A 17,446-nucleotide genomic window follows, 5' to 3' on the forward strand; every position below is an offset into this window, starting at 1 on the left:
ACTGCTATCCGCGCTCACTCACAACATAATATGCAACTGTAGTGATAGTATTTTCAGGCTTATTGAACACTTCTTTTTTGAGTGATGGTGCGTGTGCATGAGGTGCCCTGAATGGAAACTGTGGAAGAAAAAATTAGAATTTGGAAGTGTTTGGCGATGAAGTGATCAGATAAATTTGGGATATAATGATTGGGAATATCAGATTTGATAAGATATTCATGAAGCGCCAAACGGGTAACATCACTCCTCTGCAATAAGATGAAATAGCTTAATCGTGCTTGAGATCAATTGATATCAGCAGGAAAGGTGGCCGAATAAGTGACTGCCCCTGATGAAACTGAGGTAGGCGATCCAGTTGCGCGATTGGGATCCATAACCTGCCATCGGACGCCAAAGCCGGAGCATCAGCCCAATGCAGGCGTGGGTCAGACACCACTTTGCTGACCTGCCCGGAACTATCCCGCCGATAGAGGCTGTTTTCTTTCAGGTTGGTAAAATACAGCGTACCATCTGCATCCATGGCGCTCCCACCCATTGGGGGTAAATCTGCCCAAGGCTTAACGGCTGCGGCGAGTGCCTCTGGCGAGACGCTTGGGTCATCAAGTAAGGCTGTCGGTACCCGAGACCACGGGCCTTCCAGCGGTCCGAAATAAAGCCATTTTCCATCAGGGCTGACTTCCAATGGATCCACATTGACCAAAAGGGGTTGGTGTGGATGGTTTTCGACAACATGGTCTTCCATGACGATAGGGCGTGCAGGCTGTGCGCGTGTTGAGGCATGGTTTTCCAGCACGCGCCGCGCCTGACCTGTTTCAAGATCAAGGACAATCAAAGCCGCTTTGCCTGCATCCGTCAGATACGCATGGCGACCGTTAAAGCGGATATCGTCAACATAGCTGCCCGTCTGCGCAACGGTTGGACCGAGAGAGTAAAGGCGCAGAACATGACCGGTTGCGGGATCAATGCGGACAAGTTTGGCCCCACCGGGCACCGGTGTGCCCCCAAAAGACGGTGTGCCGGTGTCTACAACCCAGAGGGTGCCGTCTGGGGCCGTATGAAGCGCATTGACACTGACAAAGTGCTGCGTTGCGTCCTGTCCGGGTTTCCATGCGTTCCACTCGATATTTGGAAACGGTGCGACGTCTTTGTTTTTGGTCAGGATACCCACAGCAGGCCCGGTAAACCCTGTCCAACGCGGTCCTGCCACGAAGACATGACCTTTGGCCAAGGCGACCGCATTCCAGTCTAGGGAGGATGAGGTGGCCTCAATCCTGAGTGTCTGTGCCTGAGAGGGTGTGGGTAGCGCGTAAACTGAGACAGCTCCCATAATAAGGGCTGCGGCAAATTTGCGAAAATGGCTTCGGATTTTGCTGTGATGAGGCATGTCAGAGGCTCGCGATAAAACTGGTGGGGGTTCCATCAGCAGAATTGACGAATATTACATCATCCGGTGCCCGGCGTGGTGTGTCTATGGCTAGAAAGATGACAGGATTGCGCAGAATACGTGGCAGGGCATGTACCGCACGGCGGGGGAAGACCAGAAGGTGACCCGGGGCAAAAGGCGCTTCGTCGGCAGGATCATCAATCCAGAAGGTGCCTTCTCCTGACAGCACATGCAGCACCTCGTCACACTGGGTGTGATAATGTGGCGGCACATCCCGATAAATACGGAACACTCGAATACTAGCCTCCGGTTTATCTGTCAGATAGGTATCCAGAAGCATTGTGTCGGCTGTTTCTGGAAACGCCTCTACAATTTTATTCAGATCAAACCGGCCACCGGTGCGGTTCAGGGTCATCAGATGGTCTTCTTCGATCATGGCTTTTCTTCTTTAAGCGTAAACTGTTTGGGAGAGCGCGACAGACCGTTCAGGCGGGGAAACCTTCGAGCACAATTTTTCCTTTGGTTTGGCCGCTTTCAATCAAGGTATGGGCTTTGCGCAGAGTGGCGGCTGTAATGCTGCCGAGATTTTGGCCAAGTGTGCTGCGAAGTTGCTGTTCGTCCACAAGACGGGAGATCTCGTTGAGAATGCTTCCCTGAACGCTTAGGTCTGCCGTTTCAAAAGCAGAGCGTGTGAACATCCATTCCCAATGCAGGGACAGGCTCTTCTTTTTGAGGAGAAGGGCGTTGAGTGCGGCTGGGTCATCAATCAGGCCCAAATGCCCTTGGGGTGCAATCAGTTCGACGATATCTGCCAGATGCTGATCTGTCTGAGTGGTGGAAAAAACAAAGCCGGGCGCACCGATGGACAGTTTTGCAATTTGTGGTGCCAGAGGCAGGCTGTGATCTACAACGTAATGTGCACCAAGTGAGGTCACCCAATCTTGTGTTTCTGGGCGGGAAGCGGTGGCGATAACGGTAAGACCGGTTAAAGCACGGGCAAGTTGAATAGCTATGGAGCCTACTCCGCCAGCCCCACCAATAATCAGAAGGGCAGGGGCTGTGCCGGGAACGGAGCGTCGAATATCCAGACGATCAAAAAGCATTTCCCACGCCGTCAGGGCGGTCAGGGGAAGGGCAGCGGCTTCGGCCCAGTTCAGAGAGCGTGGTTTGCGCCCGACAAGACGCTCATCAACCAGATGAAATGCGGCATTGGTGCCTGAACGGTTGAGGGCGCCTGCATAAAACACCTCATCACCTACGGAGAAGTCGGTCACATCAGCGCCAACCCCAACAACAGTCCCGGCGGCATCCCACCCGAGAATCCGCCATTGTCCCTTCTTCGGTAATGCACTGCGGCGCATTTTGGTATCAACCGGGTTCACCGATATGGCTTTGATTTCAACCAGAATATCTCGGTCAGACGGTGTGGGCTTTGGCAGATCAATGTCCTGAAGAGAGGCTGGATTTTCTATGGGAAGCGATGTTTGATAGCCAACGGCACGCATGATGTTTGTTCCTGCTATTGAGTAAGGAACAAGGTGAGCGTTATGCTGGTTTTGAACAAGAACGCACTTTTAACGCCCATAGTGTTGGAAATGATACTGTTATGACCCGGATACGCCATAAATCGCTTGAATGTAGCCCCGGTTGCGCCGTTGAGGCAACGCTGCAACTGATTGATGGAAAGTGGAAAGGGGTGATCCTGTATCATCTGTTTCAGGGAACACTTCGTTTCAATGAAATCCGTAAACGCCTTCCCAATATCACCCAGAGAATGCTGACAACGCAGTTGCGTGAGTTGGAGCGTGACGGCTTTGTTTTAAGAACAGTTTACCCTGAAGTCCCGCCAAAGGTAGAATACAGCCTGACCTCAAGGGGGCAAACTCTGGAGCCAGTTATCATGGCGTTGAAGAAATGGGGAGATGAGCATACTCAATTCCAGCATGGCCATGATGTCTGCGTGGAGTAGGGGTATTTAGTATCCCTTAATGGTTGATTTTTGATTCATACAAATGGCGACTTACGACTTATTCTAACAAGATTGCCAATACTATCGTTCGCCATGCGCCAGACTATTTAAGCGCCCTTTTGCTCGTGATAGTGAGCCTTCTGCTATTGGGTACGTTACCGGATTTCGGTCAAATGAAATGGTGGGAAACATTTTAACTCCCACCACTATCTATTCTATCTTAAAAAATATATTCTAATCCTTAGTCAAACCCGACAGAAATTCCAGCAAAAATTCCGAAGCCATCTCCCACTAGCAAAGCAGATGGTTGGGTATTGCCGCTTCCGTAAACAGGAACGACACCGGTTGCGTAATGCTTGTTCGCAAGGTTGTGAAAACTAAGATAAACCTGCCGGTGCTTTTTAGGCCATTGGTATCCCATATTGAAGTTGTAGATATGATAAGGCGCAGCACGATACCGATTATCGTAAGATGCCAGAACAGATGATGCGACTTCTGCATCAACAGCGGCATAGAACCCATTTTTCAGGTCTAGATGTAGCTCTCCCTGATAATAGTGCTGGGGAATTCCAGGAATATGGTTATGGCCCCATACCGGGTCATGATTGAAACGGAAGTCCTGATAGGTATAGGCTTGCCGTAGAGAAATAATGTTTCCATCCCATTGGTACAGAGTAGAGTGAAGTGCAAATTCGACCCCCTGATGCGTGGTAGGGGAGGCGTTACCATAGGTCGCGTTATTATAGAGCTGTGAGATAGGTGTCATGACAGAAAGTAGTTCATTACGCACAGCCGAATGGTAATATGATAAACTCCATTGTGTGCCAGCATATTCTCCGCTGGTGCCAACTTCAAACGTCGTTGCTGTCTGAGGCTTCAGCATGCTCCAGTCTTTGGTTAAACCAGTTGCGATACCACTGGTATAGAGATTGCCGGAGAGATATTGCCAATCCTGTGCAGGTTGAATACTGCGGCTGACATTTCCGTAAATTTGAATATGAGGGTTAATGACATATCGGAAACCCGCACGCGGAGAAAAGTACAGACTGTCCTGACTAAAACGGCTTTTTTCTGGATAGGTCTGGCTTCCTGAACGGGGAGAATAATTCAGAGCGCCCGCCACAGTTAACCAGAAATCATGAAAAACTTCCGTATTGTTGCTGACATGAAAAACGTTATCGCTTCCGCCCAGATGGGAGCGTGTAACGAGCGTACCCATTGCGACGCCGGGATAAGCGTCTGTTCGGCGCACACGGTTATCAATCGTAGCGTTCAAATCATGCGTTGTATAAACCCCGGCATCGGTGTCACTTTTTAGACCGAATAGGGTATCATGGCGCTGGTAGCTGAGTACGCCGGACGCGTAATCAATATCATAAAGAGAAGCGGTATTGCCCAGTTCGTGGTCCATAGGGGCATTCATGTAAACAAAACCAAGCATAAGTTTGGAGTTATCATCTATACGTATACTGACACGGTCAGCCGCGTATTTGGTGCCCGGTTCAATGGTTTTTGTACCCCAGTAACGATAGGGTTCCTGTGCCTGCTTAGGGTTTTGTGCTACCTGTGACCGGGTTAGATAATAGGGATTCCCCTCTGACGTCTGGCGGTAACGAAAGAAAAATCGGTTATCAACACGATCATTAAATTTATAGCCATAGTTGAAGTTGATACCAAAGTTCGTTGATTTTGTGTTTTCCTGATACCCAGAGCGATAAGAGTTGGTGACACTGATATAATAATCGTGTTTACCAATAACCTTGCCTGAACTTAACTGCTCCTTAACGTAGCCAAAGCTGCCCGCTTCTACGCGTGCTTGATAAGTTTGGGCATCGTAGCCAGTATTGGTGACATAATTGATGGCCCCCCCGAGCATGAGTGAGCCGTAATCAAACCCATTTCCGCCACGCAAAACTTCAGTATATTTTATACCAAGCGGTTCCTGTAATTCGTTGACTGTTCCAATTGGTGTGGTCAGCGGTAAGCCATCAAATAGAAATAAAATGCCAGAACGTGTTGCATTCAGGCCTGTCTGGATACCTGAGCCACGAATGGAAATGCGCAGGTCGTCTGATCCGCAAGGTGCCTGAGCGAAAACACCCGCTTGATATTTGAAAGAATCGGCATTTGTAGCGCTTCGGCCGCGTAGCATAACGGCTGCGTCAATAACGCTGGTTCCGCCCGGAATGCGGGATAACCTACGTTCAGCTTGCATAACAGCAGGTGTATGGTGGTGTGTGACCAGAATCTGCTCGGCCGTGTGGCTGGCGTGGGCGGATCTGTGGTCATGGTGCATCCCCTCCATCCCCTCCATCCCTTCCATATGGGCGACTTCTGAAGCATTCGCGTGTGTATGAACATGCGGCGTTTTTACGTGCGCGGCTGAGATACTATGTGCGCTGCCAGAGACAGGTTTATGCGGAATCTGGGATGTACTCGCTAACGCTGTTGAGACTGTCATTAGTGCAGAACTGGTCAACAGAAAACCAGTTCTGAAACGACGTAGCATAAAAAAGGAACACACACGCGAAGCACGAACCGTAAGCAGTGGGTGGGGTGCAGGGATGTGATCCATATTTTCAATCCGTAAGAGTAAGATATAAGATAATTATGCGAATAGAAATTGTGGAATATAACAACTTCAGCAATAGGTAAATCCATAAATAACAAAAATAAACGTATGTTGCAAATTTAACACTGCTATGCTGTGCGCGATCATTGGTTGCCGTAAAAACATAAAAACATAAAAAATAATATGTATATTTTTCAGTGGGTTAATGAAATATGTAGTGAAGATATAGGCATGCTTATTTTTGCGTTATCGTGGAGATTTTGGGCCCAGTTTTAGAAATTTAATGCTTAATAAAAATAACGAAAATTATCAGTAAAATAAATCACATAAAAAATTGTTGTATATAAAAATAACGAAATATGTGAAATTTAGAAGTCTGTTAATCAGTCAGATATATAATCAGGAGAAGCCGCCGGATGTTAGAGAGTCATTTTAAGCGTTCGGTCATCTAAGGAATTACGGGTATGACGGCTAGATTTTATCTGAGAGAAGGGCGGCGATTTCTTTCCCCCCTGCTTCTTGTGACTGTCTGGCAGATTGCAAGTGCATGCGGATTGATTTCCGCACGAATATTGCCATCGCCAGTTCAGCTTGCTCATACTCTTTGGGGATTGATCAAGAATGGCTCATTGCCCACTAATCTCCTTGTTTCTCTTGAGCGGGTCAGCCTTGGTTTTAGCCTCGCTCTCGTAGTCGGGATTACGCTGGCGCTGATTTCAGGGCTTTCCACATGGGGTGAAGACATTATCGATTCTCCCCTTCAGATTCTTCGTACCCTTCCTGCTTTGGCTTTGGCTCCTCTTTTCATTTTATGGTTTGGTATTGGGGAGGAGCCAAAGATCTTGTTGGTATTTTTAGGCGCTCTTTTTCCAATTTATCTTAATTTACATAAAGGAATCCGAAATATTGACCCGAAGCTTCTGGAGGTCGCACGGACACTTGGTCTTTCACGTGCGCAGACTATCAGAGATGTTATTCTACCCGGAGCTTTGCCAGACCTACTGCTCGGTGTGCGGTTCGCGTTCGGTATTGCATGGCTGATGCTGGTTGTGGCCGAGCAGGTGAATGCGGAAAGCGGTATTGGTCACATGATGATGGATGCTGAAGATTTGTTACGAACAGATATTATTTTGGTCGGATTGATTGTTTACGGTTTGCTTGGGCTAATTTCTGACAGATTAGTCAGGGCTGGAGAGTTGTGGCTACTGGCCTGGCAAACACAGGGCAGCAAGCACATATGAAGCACAGCATTGCGAAGACAGAAGTGGAAACGGAGCTGCCGCTTGGGAATAAAGCGGATGTGGTTATTACCGATTTAAGCCGTCAGTTTGGTGACGGCTCCCCGGTACTAGATCATTTATCTTTGGCTATTCCGGCGGGGGAGTTTGTTGCTTTGCTGGGGCGTAGTGGGTCTGGTAAATCCACCTTGCTGCGGACCCTGTCGGGGCTTGACCCAGTCGAGCACGGAGACGTGGTTCGACCCAAAGCTGTTTCAGTTGTTTTTCAGGAAAGTCGTTTATTGCCATGGCGACGTGTCTGGCAAAATGTGGTGTTGGGACAAAACGAGCCTGAAGCAAAAGAACGTGCATTGCGCGTTTTGGTAGAAGTTGGCTTGGAGCATCGAGTGGACGCATGGCCGCTTACTCTTTCTGGCGGAGAAGCGCAAAGAGTGGCCTTGGCGCGGGCGCTTGTGCGTGACCCGTCTTTTCTTATGTTGGATGAACCATTTGCTGCATTGGATGCATTGACCCGCATTCAGATGCAGGCGCTTGTTCTGACATTATGGCGAAAACATCAGTGCACAACCTTGCTGGTAACGCACGATGTGGACGAGGCTCTGGTTTTGGCAGATCGGGTATTGGTGCTTGAACACGGCCGGATCAAGGTTGATTTCCCTGTTTCTCTTCCACGTCCCCGTCGGCATGCTGATCCTGTGTTTGAGGCGTTGCGAGGCGAACTGCTGCATGCCTTAGGTGTGCATGACACCTAATAGTTTTTATTTCTGAAAGGAAAAACCGATATGACCAAAGCACCTGAACGTTCCGCTGATACCTCTGCCAGCCCTTTTATTGTGGATCGCTGGTCTCCTCGTGCTTTTACGCCAACTCCGATATCTCAAGAAAATTTGCTGACTTTTCTGGAAGCTGGCCGCTGGGCACCATCAGCTTATAACGGCCAACCGTGGCGTTTCCTTTATGCTAGACGGGATACGCCAGACTGGGAACGCTTTCTCTCCTGGCTTATTCCGTTTAACCAGGCATGGGCGCAACATTCTTCCGCACTGGTTTTTATTGCGTCTCAAACCGTCACATTTTCCAATAGCACCGGGGAGCCGGTTCCGGCACCTACTCATGCGTTTGACGCTGGTGCCGCATCAGTTCTGGTTCAGTTGGAGGCTTCTCAAGCAGGGTGGGCAACGCATCCTATCAGTGGATTTGACCACGCTTTGGCGCGTGCCGGACTGGAACTACCGGAAGATTATGCGTTGCATGCAGCACTTGTGATTGGTCAGCAGGGTGACAAGAGCCACCTGCCAGAAACCTTGCAAAGCAAGGAAACACCTTCTGGCCGCCGGTCTTTATCAGAGCTGGCGTTTGAAGGGCGCTTCCCGGTGCGCGAGGATTAACCTTTCCAGATCATGTCCTGTATCTGAAGCTTCTGCGGTATAAGGGCGCTTTGGGCTAGCAGGTCGGCAGCTTTCTGCTGTTCGGCCTGCGTTTCCGTGTCCATAAAGTCAACGTCCAGAGAAAGGCGTGAGAGTGCTGTCTTGATAACGCTTTCCTCAAGCCCGGTACTAGCAGTAAGCGCATGGACTAGATTTTGCTGATTTTGTGCGGCCCACGATTTTAGACCAGATAGGACTGTAATAATACGTCGCACAGTATCAGGGTTCTTTTCTGTAAAAGCACGGGTGGACAGCAGGAATTGCCGATTGGGGGACAGGTTTTCGGCATTGACCAGAAGTCTGGCTGACGGAAGAGCCTCACCTGCGGCAAGATAAGGGTCCCAGATGGCCCATGCATCAATCTGACCGGTTTCAAAAGCTGCCCGTGCCGCAGCGGGGGTGAGATTGACAGAATGAATATCGGAAGCGGTTAATCCGGCTTGAGTGAGCGCGTTCAGCAGAAGGTAATGGACATTTGAACCTCTGTTAAAGGCGACTTTTTTGCCTTTCAGATCCTTAAGCGTTTTTATCTGCCCTTCTTTCTGAACCAATAGACCTTCACCCAAGGGGGCAGGGCCACTGTGCCCGATATAGACCAGTCTGTCCGGCCAGTTTGATTGTGCAAAGATGGGTGGCGCATCGCCTGTTTCTGCAAGATCAATGGCATTGGCCGCTAAAGCCTGTAGCATCTGTGGCCCCGCTATGAACTCCGACCATTTAACAGTCCATCCGGCAGAAGACAGGGTTTTTTCCAGTAAACCTGACTGTTTGAGAATAATGAGAGTTCCATACCGCTGATAGCCAATGCGAAGGGTTTTATCAGCACTTTGAGCCAAACTGTATTGTGGCGCGAGAAGGGTAGGCCCTGCTGTAATAGCGAGTGCCGAAGTGAGGAGTGATCGACGGGAGAGTTTAGATGTGAAGAGGATATGGGAGGGAAGGTTGGAGGAATGTGACATACAGAAATATCCTTTCCATTTCTTATTTTATAAAAAATCTCTTTTTTAATCAGGATGCGATCGGGTGGTTGCCAACGATAGAACAGGTATTCCTTTTATTATCTATTAAATTCGAATAAAATATTAAATAACGAAAAATTATAGTTAAATCAACAAGTGAAGTCTGAGGAAAGACTGTATTCTATGACGGTGCAGCATATAGACGGGCAGAGTATAGATTTTCAGAAAAGAATATCTGACATACTTCCAGATATGAAAATAAGAGCGAGAGAAGCAGACCGAACCGCGATTTTTCCCTTTGAAACAATACAGACTCTCGCTCAATACGGAGCGCTTGATCTCGTGTTGCCGCGTTCACAAGGGGGCGCAGAATGCGATCTTGCAACGGCGCAGGCCTTGATTGGTACTATCGCGCAGGCTGACCCTGTTGTTGCTCTCGTTTTGGTAAACCATTATATGGTTCATGCTGAATTGCGTTCACTACCTTCTTATCCTGTTCCACTTCTGGATAGAGGGGCGACAGCGGGTAAATTAATCAATGCGTTGCTGGCTGAGCCAGATCAGGGCTCGGCATCGCGGGGTGGCTTGCCCGGAACAGTGGCACGTAAAACTGATCAGGGGTGGAGCCTTACTGGTCGCAAAGCTTATGCGACGGGTATACCGGCTCTTTCCTGGTTATTGGTGCAGGCCAGAACGAATGCTCCTGAAGCGGAGATCGCTTTTTTTCTAATACCACAACGGGCTTCCGGTATTGCCGTTCTTTCAACCTGGGATCATGTTGGTATGCGGGCTTCGGCCAGTCAGGAGGTAACACTGACAGACGTTTCCGTACCGGATGATCATCTGATTTTTAAGGAAAAAGCTGGCGAACCATCCACTTTTGGTAAAGTGCTGGCAGTGTGGAATCAGGGGCTTCTGGGCGCACTTTATGATGGTATTGTAAGGACAGCGGTTGGTTGGACTGAAAAATTTCTTCAGGAGCGTAAACCATCCAATCTGGGTGCCTCTCTCGCAACTCTTCCAGCCATGCAGAATGTGATTGGTGAAATACACATTGCGCTTGATCTGAACCAAACTCTTTTACGGTCTTTTGCGGAAGCAGTAGCACTCAAAGATCAGAACCGTATTCAGAAAGAAGCTGTGCTGATCAAGATACAAACAGTTGATGGTGCAGCAGGTTTGACACAGTCCTTGTTGGCTATTGCGGGTAATGCAGGTCTTTCTGCCCGGAATGACCTTGAGCGCTGCCATCGGGACGCTTTATGTGGGCGTATTCATGCCCCTCATGCTGAACTTTTGCGCTCTAAGGCAGGGCGGCAGGCTTTAGGTGTCTAATCCCATATTGTCTAGGAAACGCGGTCTCCCGTCGCGTCGCCTATAAGATGGGCAGCGGCAACCAACTGTTGTGTAAAGGGATGGCGCGGGTGGGTAAGGATATTGTGAGCAGAGCCTCTTTCAATAATTCGCCCTGCCTGCATGACAATGAGGTCGTCCGCGATATTCCGGACCACATTCAAATCGTGTGAAATGAACAAGTAGGAAAGATTAAGGCGTTTTTGAAGATCCTCCAACAGGTCAAGAATTTGCGCCTGAACCGAAACATCTAATGCAGAGACAGGTTCATCGCACAGAATGACCGCGGGCTCTATGGCCAAAGCGCGTGCTATGGCTACACGTTGTCTTTGCCCACCGGAAAGATGGAGAGGATTTTTGCCCAGTAGAGTGGCTGGCAATCGCACTAAATCCAGAAGCGCACGAATACGTGTCAGTCTTTCCGTTTTTGGAACATGGATGACAGAAAGGGCATCATCCAGAATAGCCTGAACTGTCCATCGTGGGTCAAAAGAACTAAGCGGATCTTGATAGATAGCGGCCAATCTGGGCCTTCGGCTACGGCGAGAGAATTCTGGAATATCCGTTTTCTCTGATCGGGACCAAGGTTTTCCTAAAAAATCTATGAATCCTGTTTCAGGTTTCTGAAACCCCATGATCATGCGGGCGGTAGAGGTTTTGCCGGAACCGGACTCTCCAATGACAGCCAACGTCCTGCCGGGAAAAAGAGAAAGGCTGATATCCTGCACAATCTGTTTTCTTGTGCCATCCTGTTGTTTGACAGAAAACGACAAATTGTGGGCCTCAAGCAGCGGTAACGTGGTTGGGCTGACTGGTGTTGCTGGGCGCGGTGGTCTTCTTCCCGGTTCAGCATCAAGTAGCTTACGGGTATATGAATGTTGGGGAGCGGAAAGGATGTCTTCTGTTCGACCTTCTTCCACCATGTGTCCGTGGTGCATAACAATCACACGGTCTGCCAGCCGGGAGACAAAACCAAGGTCATGACTAATGATCAGAATACCGTGTCCCGCTGAGCGTAGCTGTTTCAGTAGCTCCAGAATTTGCACCTGAACGGAAGGATCAAGGGCTGTTGTGGGCTCATCCGCAATCAAAAAAGGCGGGTTCATGGCCAGTGCGTTGGCAATCAGGGCCCGTTGACGCAGGCCGCCTGAAAGCTGGTCCGCCCGAAGGTGAACGCGATCTTTTGCCGAAGGAATACCTGCCTGCGTTAGTAACTGTAACACACGTTCTTCGCGTGCATTTTTGGTGCCCCATTTATGAGCTGTCAGGGCTTCGCTAATCTCTGCACCAATTGATCGCAAAGGGTCGAGTGCGACCAGTGCATCTTGCAGGATAAAGCCGATTTCTGCACCGCGTAATTTGCGCCATTGCTGTTCTGTGTTCGCCAGCAGCGATTGGCCATTAAGAGACAGATGTTCCGCTGAAATCTGAGCGTTGGAACCTAAAAGCCCCAACAATGCGCGTGCGGTAACGGTTTTACCCGAGCCAGATTCACCAACAAGCGCGACGACTTCTCCCAGTTTGAGGGAAAAGGAAAGGGAATGCACGGCTGTATGGGCAACATCACCCAAGCCGAATTTCACAGACAGGTTTTTTACATTCAGCCCGGATTGAGGGGCGGCAGAAAACGCGTTCATGGCGTGGTGGCCTCAAAGCGATTTTTCAGAAAACGTCCCAAACTGGTTGTTGCCAACATGGTCATAACGATAGCAACGCCGGGGAAAAACGTGATCCACCAGGCCTCGGCAATGTAATCGCGGCCCATAGCCAACATGGTACCCCACTCTGCGGCCGGAGGGGGTGCGCCCAGCCCCAGAAAGGAGAGAGAAGATGCCCATATGATGGTCTGCCCAACCCCCATTGCGCCTGCAATCAGTAATGGTCGAAATGCATTGGGAATTAAATGGCGTCTTAAAATTTGTGATGGGGAATGACCCAGTGAGCGTGCTGCTTCAATAAAACCCGCATGGCGGATTGTCAGAAACTGCCCGAAAAGCATCCGACCATAGCCCGGAGCAGCACCAATACCGACGGCAACGATAAGAGGAAACGTGCCGGAAGAGAAAAGGGCGGTTAGCAGAAGCGCAAGAACAACCGTTGGAAAAGAGAAAAGGATTTCAAAAATCCATTTAACACATTGTTCTGCAACGGGTCCGCCAAAAGCTCCGGGAATTGCCAGACTTAAGGCAACGGAGAGGGCGAGCAGAATGGAGCCTATGCCAATAACCAGCGAACTACGTGCACCGAAGATAAGGCGTGTCCACATATCGCGCCCGGATTGATCTGTGCCAAGCGGATGCTGCCAGCAGGGTGGCGTAAATGCGGCCCGCGGTGCAATGCCATATGGGTTGCCATGTGTCAGCAAATGCGGGGCAATGGCGGCAAGAATAAGGACAGCCAGATAGACGGATGCCAGAGTAAGCCCAATATGCCGACCAGCCGGTAGCCGTAGCCGCGGTGAGGTTTTTAAGGACAGCGGGAGAGAGTTGGTTGCGCTCATGCTCTTGCCTCCTGAATGCGTGGGTCAATGATCACGTAGAGAGTGTCAGCCAGAAAGGATGCAAGGACGTAAATAACGGAAATAAACAGGATTATGCCCGTTACCAGAGGCATGTCATGCATGCTGACAGCCAGAAACAGTTGACGGCCTAACCCTTGCCGCGAAAAAATGAATTCGACAGCAACAGCATTTCCGACAAGGGCGCCGATAGCCCATGTCGATAAACTGACGCCCGGCAGCAGCGCATGACGTAAAACATGCCGAAACCTGACGGCGTTGTCAGAGAGGCCTCTGGCGCGTGCGGTGAGTACAAAGGGTTGATCAAGCGTTGTTTTGAAAGTTTCCCGCATTACTTGAGCAAGAAAGCCGCCCAAGGGAATGGCCAGGGAAAGGGAAGGGAGTATCAGTGATGAAAAACCATGTGTGCCGGCTGGCGGAAGCAGTCCGAGTTGGTACGCAAATAGCCAGAGCAGAATAATGCCAATCCAGAACTGAGGAAGACCAGCAAAAAACGTTTCAAGAGAAGAAAAAACGGAATCAAAGACTGGTTTTCGGGCAGAAAGGGTAACGGAAAGAACAGCAAAACCCCATGCCAGTGCAAGAGAAGAGAGCATGAGTTTTAAAGTGGGCGGAGCCTGCTGCCAGAGCACATCTTTAACCGGCATGTGTTGCGAGAATGATGACCCGAGATGGCCGGACAGTACGTGCCAGAGATGGAGCGCGTATTGCACCATAAGCGGTTGGTCCAATCCATATTCCGCGCGAATTTCTTGTATCGTTTCAGGCGTTGGATTGGCGGAGCCCCCTAAAATGGCTGTAACAGGATCGCCCGGTGCCAGATGGAGTGTAACGAAGGTCAATGTTGTCGCGGCAAATAGAACTAGGCAGGCTCCTCCCACACGGATCATGAGTTTTTTCAGAAGAATAGATTGGGTATGGGGGAGGAGGATCATTGTTCTACCCATGCGTCATATAATGTTGTGACATTCAGCGCAGGTTCCAGCCGGATATCATGCACACGTTTTGAAATGCCCAGCCGTGTTGTCTGCGGAAACGTCGTGATCTGAAGAAACGCGGCAGAAACAATTTTCTGGGCCTGATAATAGAGATTACGGCGCTGTTCAGAATTGGTTGTTAAAAGTGCGTCATTGATGATTTTGTCAAAATAAGGATTACTGAAACCGGATTCATTCTGGTGGTGCCCCGAAATTCCGGCAGCACCAAGAAATTCAGAAGAAAAGACAATACGCAAAACATCAGCGGTATTGGTGTTCCAATAGCCAATCCGCACATCATAGTCCCATTGGCCTTCACGATTGTTGACGGAGGTATCGTCAGCATTTTCCAGCAACACATCAAAGCCAGTTTCTCGTGCGGTGGCCTGGACTTGCTCCCACAATGTGCGTTCAGAATTTGAAAGCGAGGAGCGTAGGGGAATATGAACGGTTAAACGCTGGCCATTTTTTATGCGGATGCCATCCGTATCTTTGGCGGTCCATCCTGCTTGATCCAGTAACGTATTTGCCGTTTCAGGGGTATAGTCTGCTGCGTGTTCAAAGTCGGGAGAATAAAAAGGCGTTGTGGAGGTGAGCGGACCACCCGCGCGGCGATAATGGTGGAAAAAAACACTTCCGAGCGCGCCTTCTATGTCTGCGGAGCGCAGGAAGGCTTCTCTTACTCGAATGTCATTAAAGGGGGCGCGGCGTGTGTTAAGGGTTCCATTGGTTGGGTTGCCCGGTCGGTCAGCCATTAAAAGCCAAAGATCCGTATTATGCTGGGCAGGGGTCTGTGCTTCGGGGGGCAGACTATCAATGGCATCAACCTCGGCGGCTTGCAGGGCTGCGAAGCGGGCAGACGGTTCAGGAATAAAGCGCCACTCGATACGATTTAAATAGGCTGGCCCATTGTGCAAAGCATGGGCAGGTGCCCAGTGATAACCCGGGTTTCGTTCAAACAAAATTCTGTTTTGTCTATCCCAGTGGACAATGCGAAAAGGCCCGGAGCCTATAGGAGCCTGACAGTTCAGATCTCGCGGTCGGGCGAGAGCTTTGGGCGATTCAATACCCAGAAACCCCTGGGCCAGAACCTCCAGAAACGCGGCATACGGACGGCTGAGGTGAACGACGGCGGTATGCGCATCAACAATGTCGGTTGATTGATACTGACGAATATAACCGCCTGCCGTGCTGGATTGCGTAGCCGGGTTAGCCATATGGTCAAGGTTGGCTTTTACCGCATCTGCCGTGAAAGGGGTGCCATCTGTAAAGGTAACGTCAGGCCGCAAATGGAATGTGTAGGTCAGTCCATCAGGTGAAATGTCCCAACTGGATGCCAACCATGGATGGATAACACCAGCCTTGTCCATTGAGACAAGAGAATCAAGATATTGCTGTGCTACAAAAACCTGCGGCATGTCTCCTTGGACGTGTGGGTCAAGGCAGACAGGTTCACGGTCTGTTGCATAGATCAGCGTGCCGCCCGAAACGGGGAGTGTGCCATTCTGTTTATGTTTGTTCTTATGACAGCCAGCCAGAGGCAGACACAGGACTACGAGCAGAGCGCTGAGGGAATAGGCTTTGCGTTTGTATGTGGCCGTGTGTCTGGCAGGCATGGGTGTGTAACCAGTAAGTAGAAGTGGTCAGGCAGGCGTAAAATGCTGCGTGTTTTTTGCTTCTGCGTCCGCCTTGCGGGTCCAACCGGAATCAAGGGGCACGCCGTTCAGTTCCCAGTCTCCCAGTTCTCGGGCACGTTGAATGGCTGGATTATGGGACGCCAGAACCCGCGCATTGCGCCAGAAGCGGTCCAGTCTCCGCTTGTCTGAACTTGCTGACGCACCGCCCACTTCAAACAGACTGGTGGTCGCATCCAGCACAAGTGGAATGATAACCTGTTGTGCTTTGAAGGCTTCCAGTTCTGCCTGTTGAGAGGCGGTATCTGGCAGACCTTGTTCCCGAAGCAGGGATGCCTCTTCAAGCGTAGTAGAAACCCGATCAACCAGTGCTTCTGCCGCAAATGCCAGACTGGAAAGGCGTCCGATCACTGTTTGCACAAGCGGATCTTCCCGCTGAAAAGACTGACCCGGTACCCCGAAGACACGTGTGCGGGGGCGGACAAATTCTATTGTCTCATGCAGTGCTGCCTGCGCAATGCCAGCCAGTGTGGCCAGATGGAAATTCTGGTAAAATGCAGTGAAAAATCGATCTATAGGCGACGCATCCTTGGGAAGGACGTGATAAATCTGCTCTTTTGAGAGTTCAACATTCTCAAAAATGGTTGTGCCACTTCCCGTAAGGCGCTGGCCAAAACCGTCCCAGTCATCCACGCGGGTAACACCTGCTGCGGTGGTGGGGACAGCTACACGGTAGCGTTTATCATCATGCACAGCGACAACAGCAATCCAGTCAGCATACAGACTACCGGTAGAATAATATTTGGTACCGTTCAGAAACCACTTGTCCTCTTTAGGGGTCAGAGTAGTGGTCGTTTCAGTTGCTTTGCCCAATTCTGCCATGGCAGCGCCAAAAATTGCACCAGCATGAATTGTTTCAAGCCATTTTCCGGCTGAAGATCCGGAGCCTGTTTCTGTCAGGCGTTGGCGTTCCCCTTCAACAAACGCAAAATGAGCCCTTATGATTTGGGGAAGATTTGAGTCAGCTGCGGCCAGTTTCACCAGAAGGCGGAATGTTTCCCGCAAAGACAAATTCTCGCCCCCTAATTTTTGAGGGATACGCACAGCGGTAAAACCACTCTGGCGCAGGGCTTCTACTGCATCATAGGCCAGAATACGATTTTGCTCGCGCTCTATTGCCCCGTTAGCAATCTGGTCAAACACCGCCTGAAAACGGTTAGGCGAGGCTGCAGAAGGATGGGAAAGCGTGGACTGACTCATAGTAAGACTCGCTATATAACAAAAAAAACACGAAGAATATTTATATAATGATATTCTATCGTGTTTATTTTTCAGTCAACAAAATTCCACTAATATATCTGGAAAATAATTTAAAAATGATGTTCTAAAAGGGAATTTATCGTGCTTTAGGTATG

15 protein-coding genes are annotated in these 17,446 nt (G+C 49.8%); 5 read left to right on the top strand and 10 right to left on the bottom strand.

Annotated features, from left to right (window positions below):
- Window positions 1-268 precede the first annotated feature (268 nt).
- The 3 genes from Abin_RS09830 to Abin_RS09840 are packed head-to-tail and all read right to left on the bottom strand — an operon-like array spanning window position 269 to window position 2,889.
- The gene (locus Abin_RS09830; protein ID WP_255319367.1) at window positions 269-1,327 is read right to left on the bottom strand and encodes a major royal jelly family protein; all 1,059 of its coding nucleotides are present in this window, start codon (window positions 1,325-1,327) and stop codon (window positions 269-271) included.
- Window positions 1,328-1,385: 58 nt separating this feature from the next.
- Window positions 1,386-1,820: a cupin domain-containing protein gene (locus Abin_RS09835; RefSeq protein WP_048846440.1), complete on the bottom strand. Its 435-nt coding sequence runs from the start codon at window positions 1,818-1,820 to the stop codon at window positions 1,386-1,388.
- A gap of 49 nt (window positions 1,821-1,869) precedes the next feature.
- Window positions 1,870-2,889, bottom strand: a complete 1,020-nt coding sequence (locus tag Abin_RS09840) for a zinc-binding alcohol dehydrogenase family protein (RefSeq protein WP_048846443.1) — start codon at window positions 2,887-2,889, stop codon at window positions 1,870-1,872.
- 101 nt (window positions 2,890-2,990) lie between these two features.
- Here Abin_RS09840 and Abin_RS09845 point away from each other — a divergent pair, with 101 nt between their 5' ends.
- Window positions 2,991-3,353, top strand: coding sequence for a winged helix-turn-helix transcriptional regulator (locus Abin_RS09845; RefSeq protein WP_174766864.1), 363 nt, complete (start codon window positions 2,991-2,993; stop codon window positions 3,351-3,353).
- A 241-nt stretch (window positions 3,354-3,594) separates the two neighbouring features.
- Here the strand turns inward: Abin_RS09845 and Abin_RS09850 are convergent, their stop codons facing one another.
- Entirely contained in the window at window positions 3,595-5,814 is a 2,220-nt protein-coding gene (locus tag Abin_RS09850) for a TonB-dependent receptor family protein (protein WP_255319368.1), read from the bottom strand.
- A 575-nt stretch (window positions 5,815-6,389) separates the two neighbouring features.
- Here Abin_RS09850 and Abin_RS09855 point away from each other — a divergent pair.
- The 3 genes from Abin_RS09855 to Abin_RS09865 are packed head-to-tail and all read left to right on the top strand — an operon-like array spanning window position 6,390 to window position 8,551.
- Window positions 6,390-7,166: an ABC transporter permease gene (locus tag Abin_RS09855; protein WP_048846446.1), complete on the top strand. Its 777-nt coding sequence runs from the start codon at window positions 6,390-6,392 to the stop codon at window positions 7,164-7,166.
- Window positions 7,163-7,915, top strand: coding sequence for an ABC transporter ATP-binding protein (locus Abin_RS09860; RefSeq protein WP_084593581.1), 753 nt, complete (start codon window positions 7,163-7,165; stop codon window positions 7,913-7,915). The genes Abin_RS09855 and Abin_RS09860 overlap by 4 nt, the downstream gene beginning before the upstream one ends.
- A 30-nt stretch (window positions 7,916-7,945) precedes the next feature.
- The gene (locus Abin_RS09865; protein ID WP_048846448.1) at window positions 7,946-8,551 is read left to right on the top strand and encodes a nitroreductase family protein; all 606 of its coding nucleotides are present in this window, start codon (window positions 7,946-7,948) and stop codon (window positions 8,549-8,551) included.
- Here Abin_RS09865 and Abin_RS09870 read toward each other — a convergent pair.
- On the bottom strand, window positions 8,548-9,549 hold the full coding sequence (locus Abin_RS09870; RefSeq protein ID WP_084593582.1) for an aliphatic sulfonate ABC transporter substrate-binding protein: 1,002 nt from the start codon (window positions 9,547-9,549) through the stop codon (window positions 8,548-8,550). The two genes, Abin_RS09865 and Abin_RS09870, sit on opposite strands and share 4 nt — an antisense overlap.
- Window positions 9,550-9,801: 252 nt before the next feature.
- On the opposite strand from Abin_RS09870, the gene Abin_RS09875 reads away from it, so the two are divergent.
- On the top strand, window positions 9,802-10,884 hold the full coding sequence (locus Abin_RS09875) for an acyl-CoA dehydrogenase family protein (RefSeq protein ID WP_179194082.1): 1,083 nt from the start codon (window positions 9,802-9,804) through the stop codon (window positions 10,882-10,884).
- Window positions 10,885-10,895: 11 nt separating this feature from the next.
- Here Abin_RS09875 and Abin_RS09880 read toward each other — a convergent pair whose 3' ends face one another.
- From Abin_RS09880 to Abin_RS09900, 5 genes are read right to left on the bottom strand one after another with little or no spacing between them, the layout of a single operon-like run.
- On the bottom strand, window positions 10,896-12,539 hold the full coding sequence (locus Abin_RS09880; protein WP_048846449.1) for a dipeptide ABC transporter ATP-binding protein: 1,644 nt from the start codon (window positions 12,537-12,539) through the stop codon (window positions 10,896-10,898).
- Entirely contained in the window at window positions 12,536-13,402 is an 867-nt protein-coding gene (locus Abin_RS09885; protein ID WP_052948208.1) for an ABC transporter permease, read from the bottom strand. Before Abin_RS09885 ends, Abin_RS09880 begins: the two co-directional genes overlap by 4 nt.
- Window positions 13,399-14,355: an ABC transporter permease gene (locus Abin_RS09890; protein ID WP_084593583.1), complete on the bottom strand. Its 957-nt coding sequence runs from the start codon at window positions 14,353-14,355 to the stop codon at window positions 13,399-13,401. Before Abin_RS09890 ends, Abin_RS09885 begins: the two co-directional genes overlap by 4 nt.
- Window positions 14,352-16,013 (bottom strand): ABC transporter substrate-binding protein, encoded by a 1,662-nt coding sequence (locus Abin_RS09895; protein ID WP_048846453.1) that lies wholly within the window; start codon window positions 16,011-16,013, stop codon window positions 14,352-14,354. The genes Abin_RS09890 and Abin_RS09895 overlap by 4 nt, the downstream gene beginning before the upstream one ends.
- A gap of 27 nt (window positions 16,014-16,040) precedes the next feature.
- Window positions 16,041-17,291, bottom strand: coding sequence for an acyl-CoA dehydrogenase family protein (locus tag Abin_RS09900; RefSeq protein ID WP_048846454.1), 1,251 nt, complete (start codon window positions 17,289-17,291; stop codon window positions 16,041-16,043).
- Window positions 17,292-17,446: the final 155 nt, after the last annotated feature.

This window comes from Acetobacter indonesiensis, from assembly GCF_000963945.1.
GTDB classification, from domain to species: domain Bacteria; phylum Pseudomonadota; class Alphaproteobacteria; order Acetobacterales; family Acetobacteraceae; genus Acetobacter; species Acetobacter indonesiensis.

Coding starts and splice junctions, on each gene's coding strand:
- Abin_RS09895 (WP_048846453.1), bottom strand. CDS start 16,013: ATGCCTGCCAGACACACGGCCACATACAAACGCAAAGCCTATTCCCTC.
- Abin_RS09880 (WP_048846449.1), bottom strand. CDS start 12,539: ATGAACGCGTTTTCTGCCGCCCCTCAATCCGGGCTGAATGTAAAAAAC.
- Abin_RS09885 (WP_052948208.1), bottom strand. CDS start 13,402: ATGAGCGCAACCAACTCTCTCCCGCTGTCCTTAAAAACCTCACCGCGG.
- Abin_RS09845 (WP_174766864.1), top strand. CDS start 2,991: ATGACCCGGATACGCCATAAATCGCTTGAATGTAGCCCCGGTTGCGCC.
- Abin_RS09840 (WP_048846443.1), bottom strand. CDS start 2,889: ATGCGTGCCGTTGGCTATCAAACATCGCTTCCCATAGAAAATCCAGCC.
- Abin_RS09850 (WP_255319368.1), bottom strand. CDS start 5,814: ATGACAGTCTCAACAGCGTTAGCGAGTACATCCCAGATTCCGCATAAA.
- Abin_RS09830 (WP_255319367.1), bottom strand. CDS start 1,327: ATGGGAGCTGTCTCAGTTTACGCGCTACCCACACCCTCTCAGGCACAG.
- Abin_RS09900 (WP_048846454.1), bottom strand. CDS start 17,291: ATGAGTCAGTCCACGCTTTCCCATCCTTCTGCAGCCTCGCCTAACCGT.
- Abin_RS09870 (WP_084593582.1), bottom strand. CDS start 9,549: ATGTCACATTCCTCCAACCTTCCCTCCCATATCCTCTTCACATCTAAA.
- Abin_RS09855 (WP_048846446.1), top strand. CDS start 6,390: ATGACGGCTAGATTTTATCTGAGAGAAGGGCGGCGATTTCTTTCCCCC.
- Abin_RS09835 (WP_048846440.1), bottom strand. CDS start 1,820: ATGATCGAAGAAGACCATCTGATGACCCTGAACCGCACCGGTGGCCGG.
- Abin_RS09890 (WP_084593583.1), bottom strand. CDS start 14,355: ATGATCCTCCTCCCCCATACCCAATCTATTCTTCTGAAAAAACTCATG.
- Abin_RS09865 (WP_048846448.1), top strand. CDS start 7,946: ATGACCAAAGCACCTGAACGTTCCGCTGATACCTCTGCCAGCCCTTTT.
- Abin_RS09875 (WP_179194082.1), top strand. CDS start 9,802: ATGAAAATAAGAGCGAGAGAAGCAGACCGAACCGCGATTTTTCCCTTT.
- Abin_RS09860 (WP_084593581.1), top strand. CDS start 7,163: ATGAAGCACAGCATTGCGAAGACAGAAGTGGAAACGGAGCTGCCGCTT.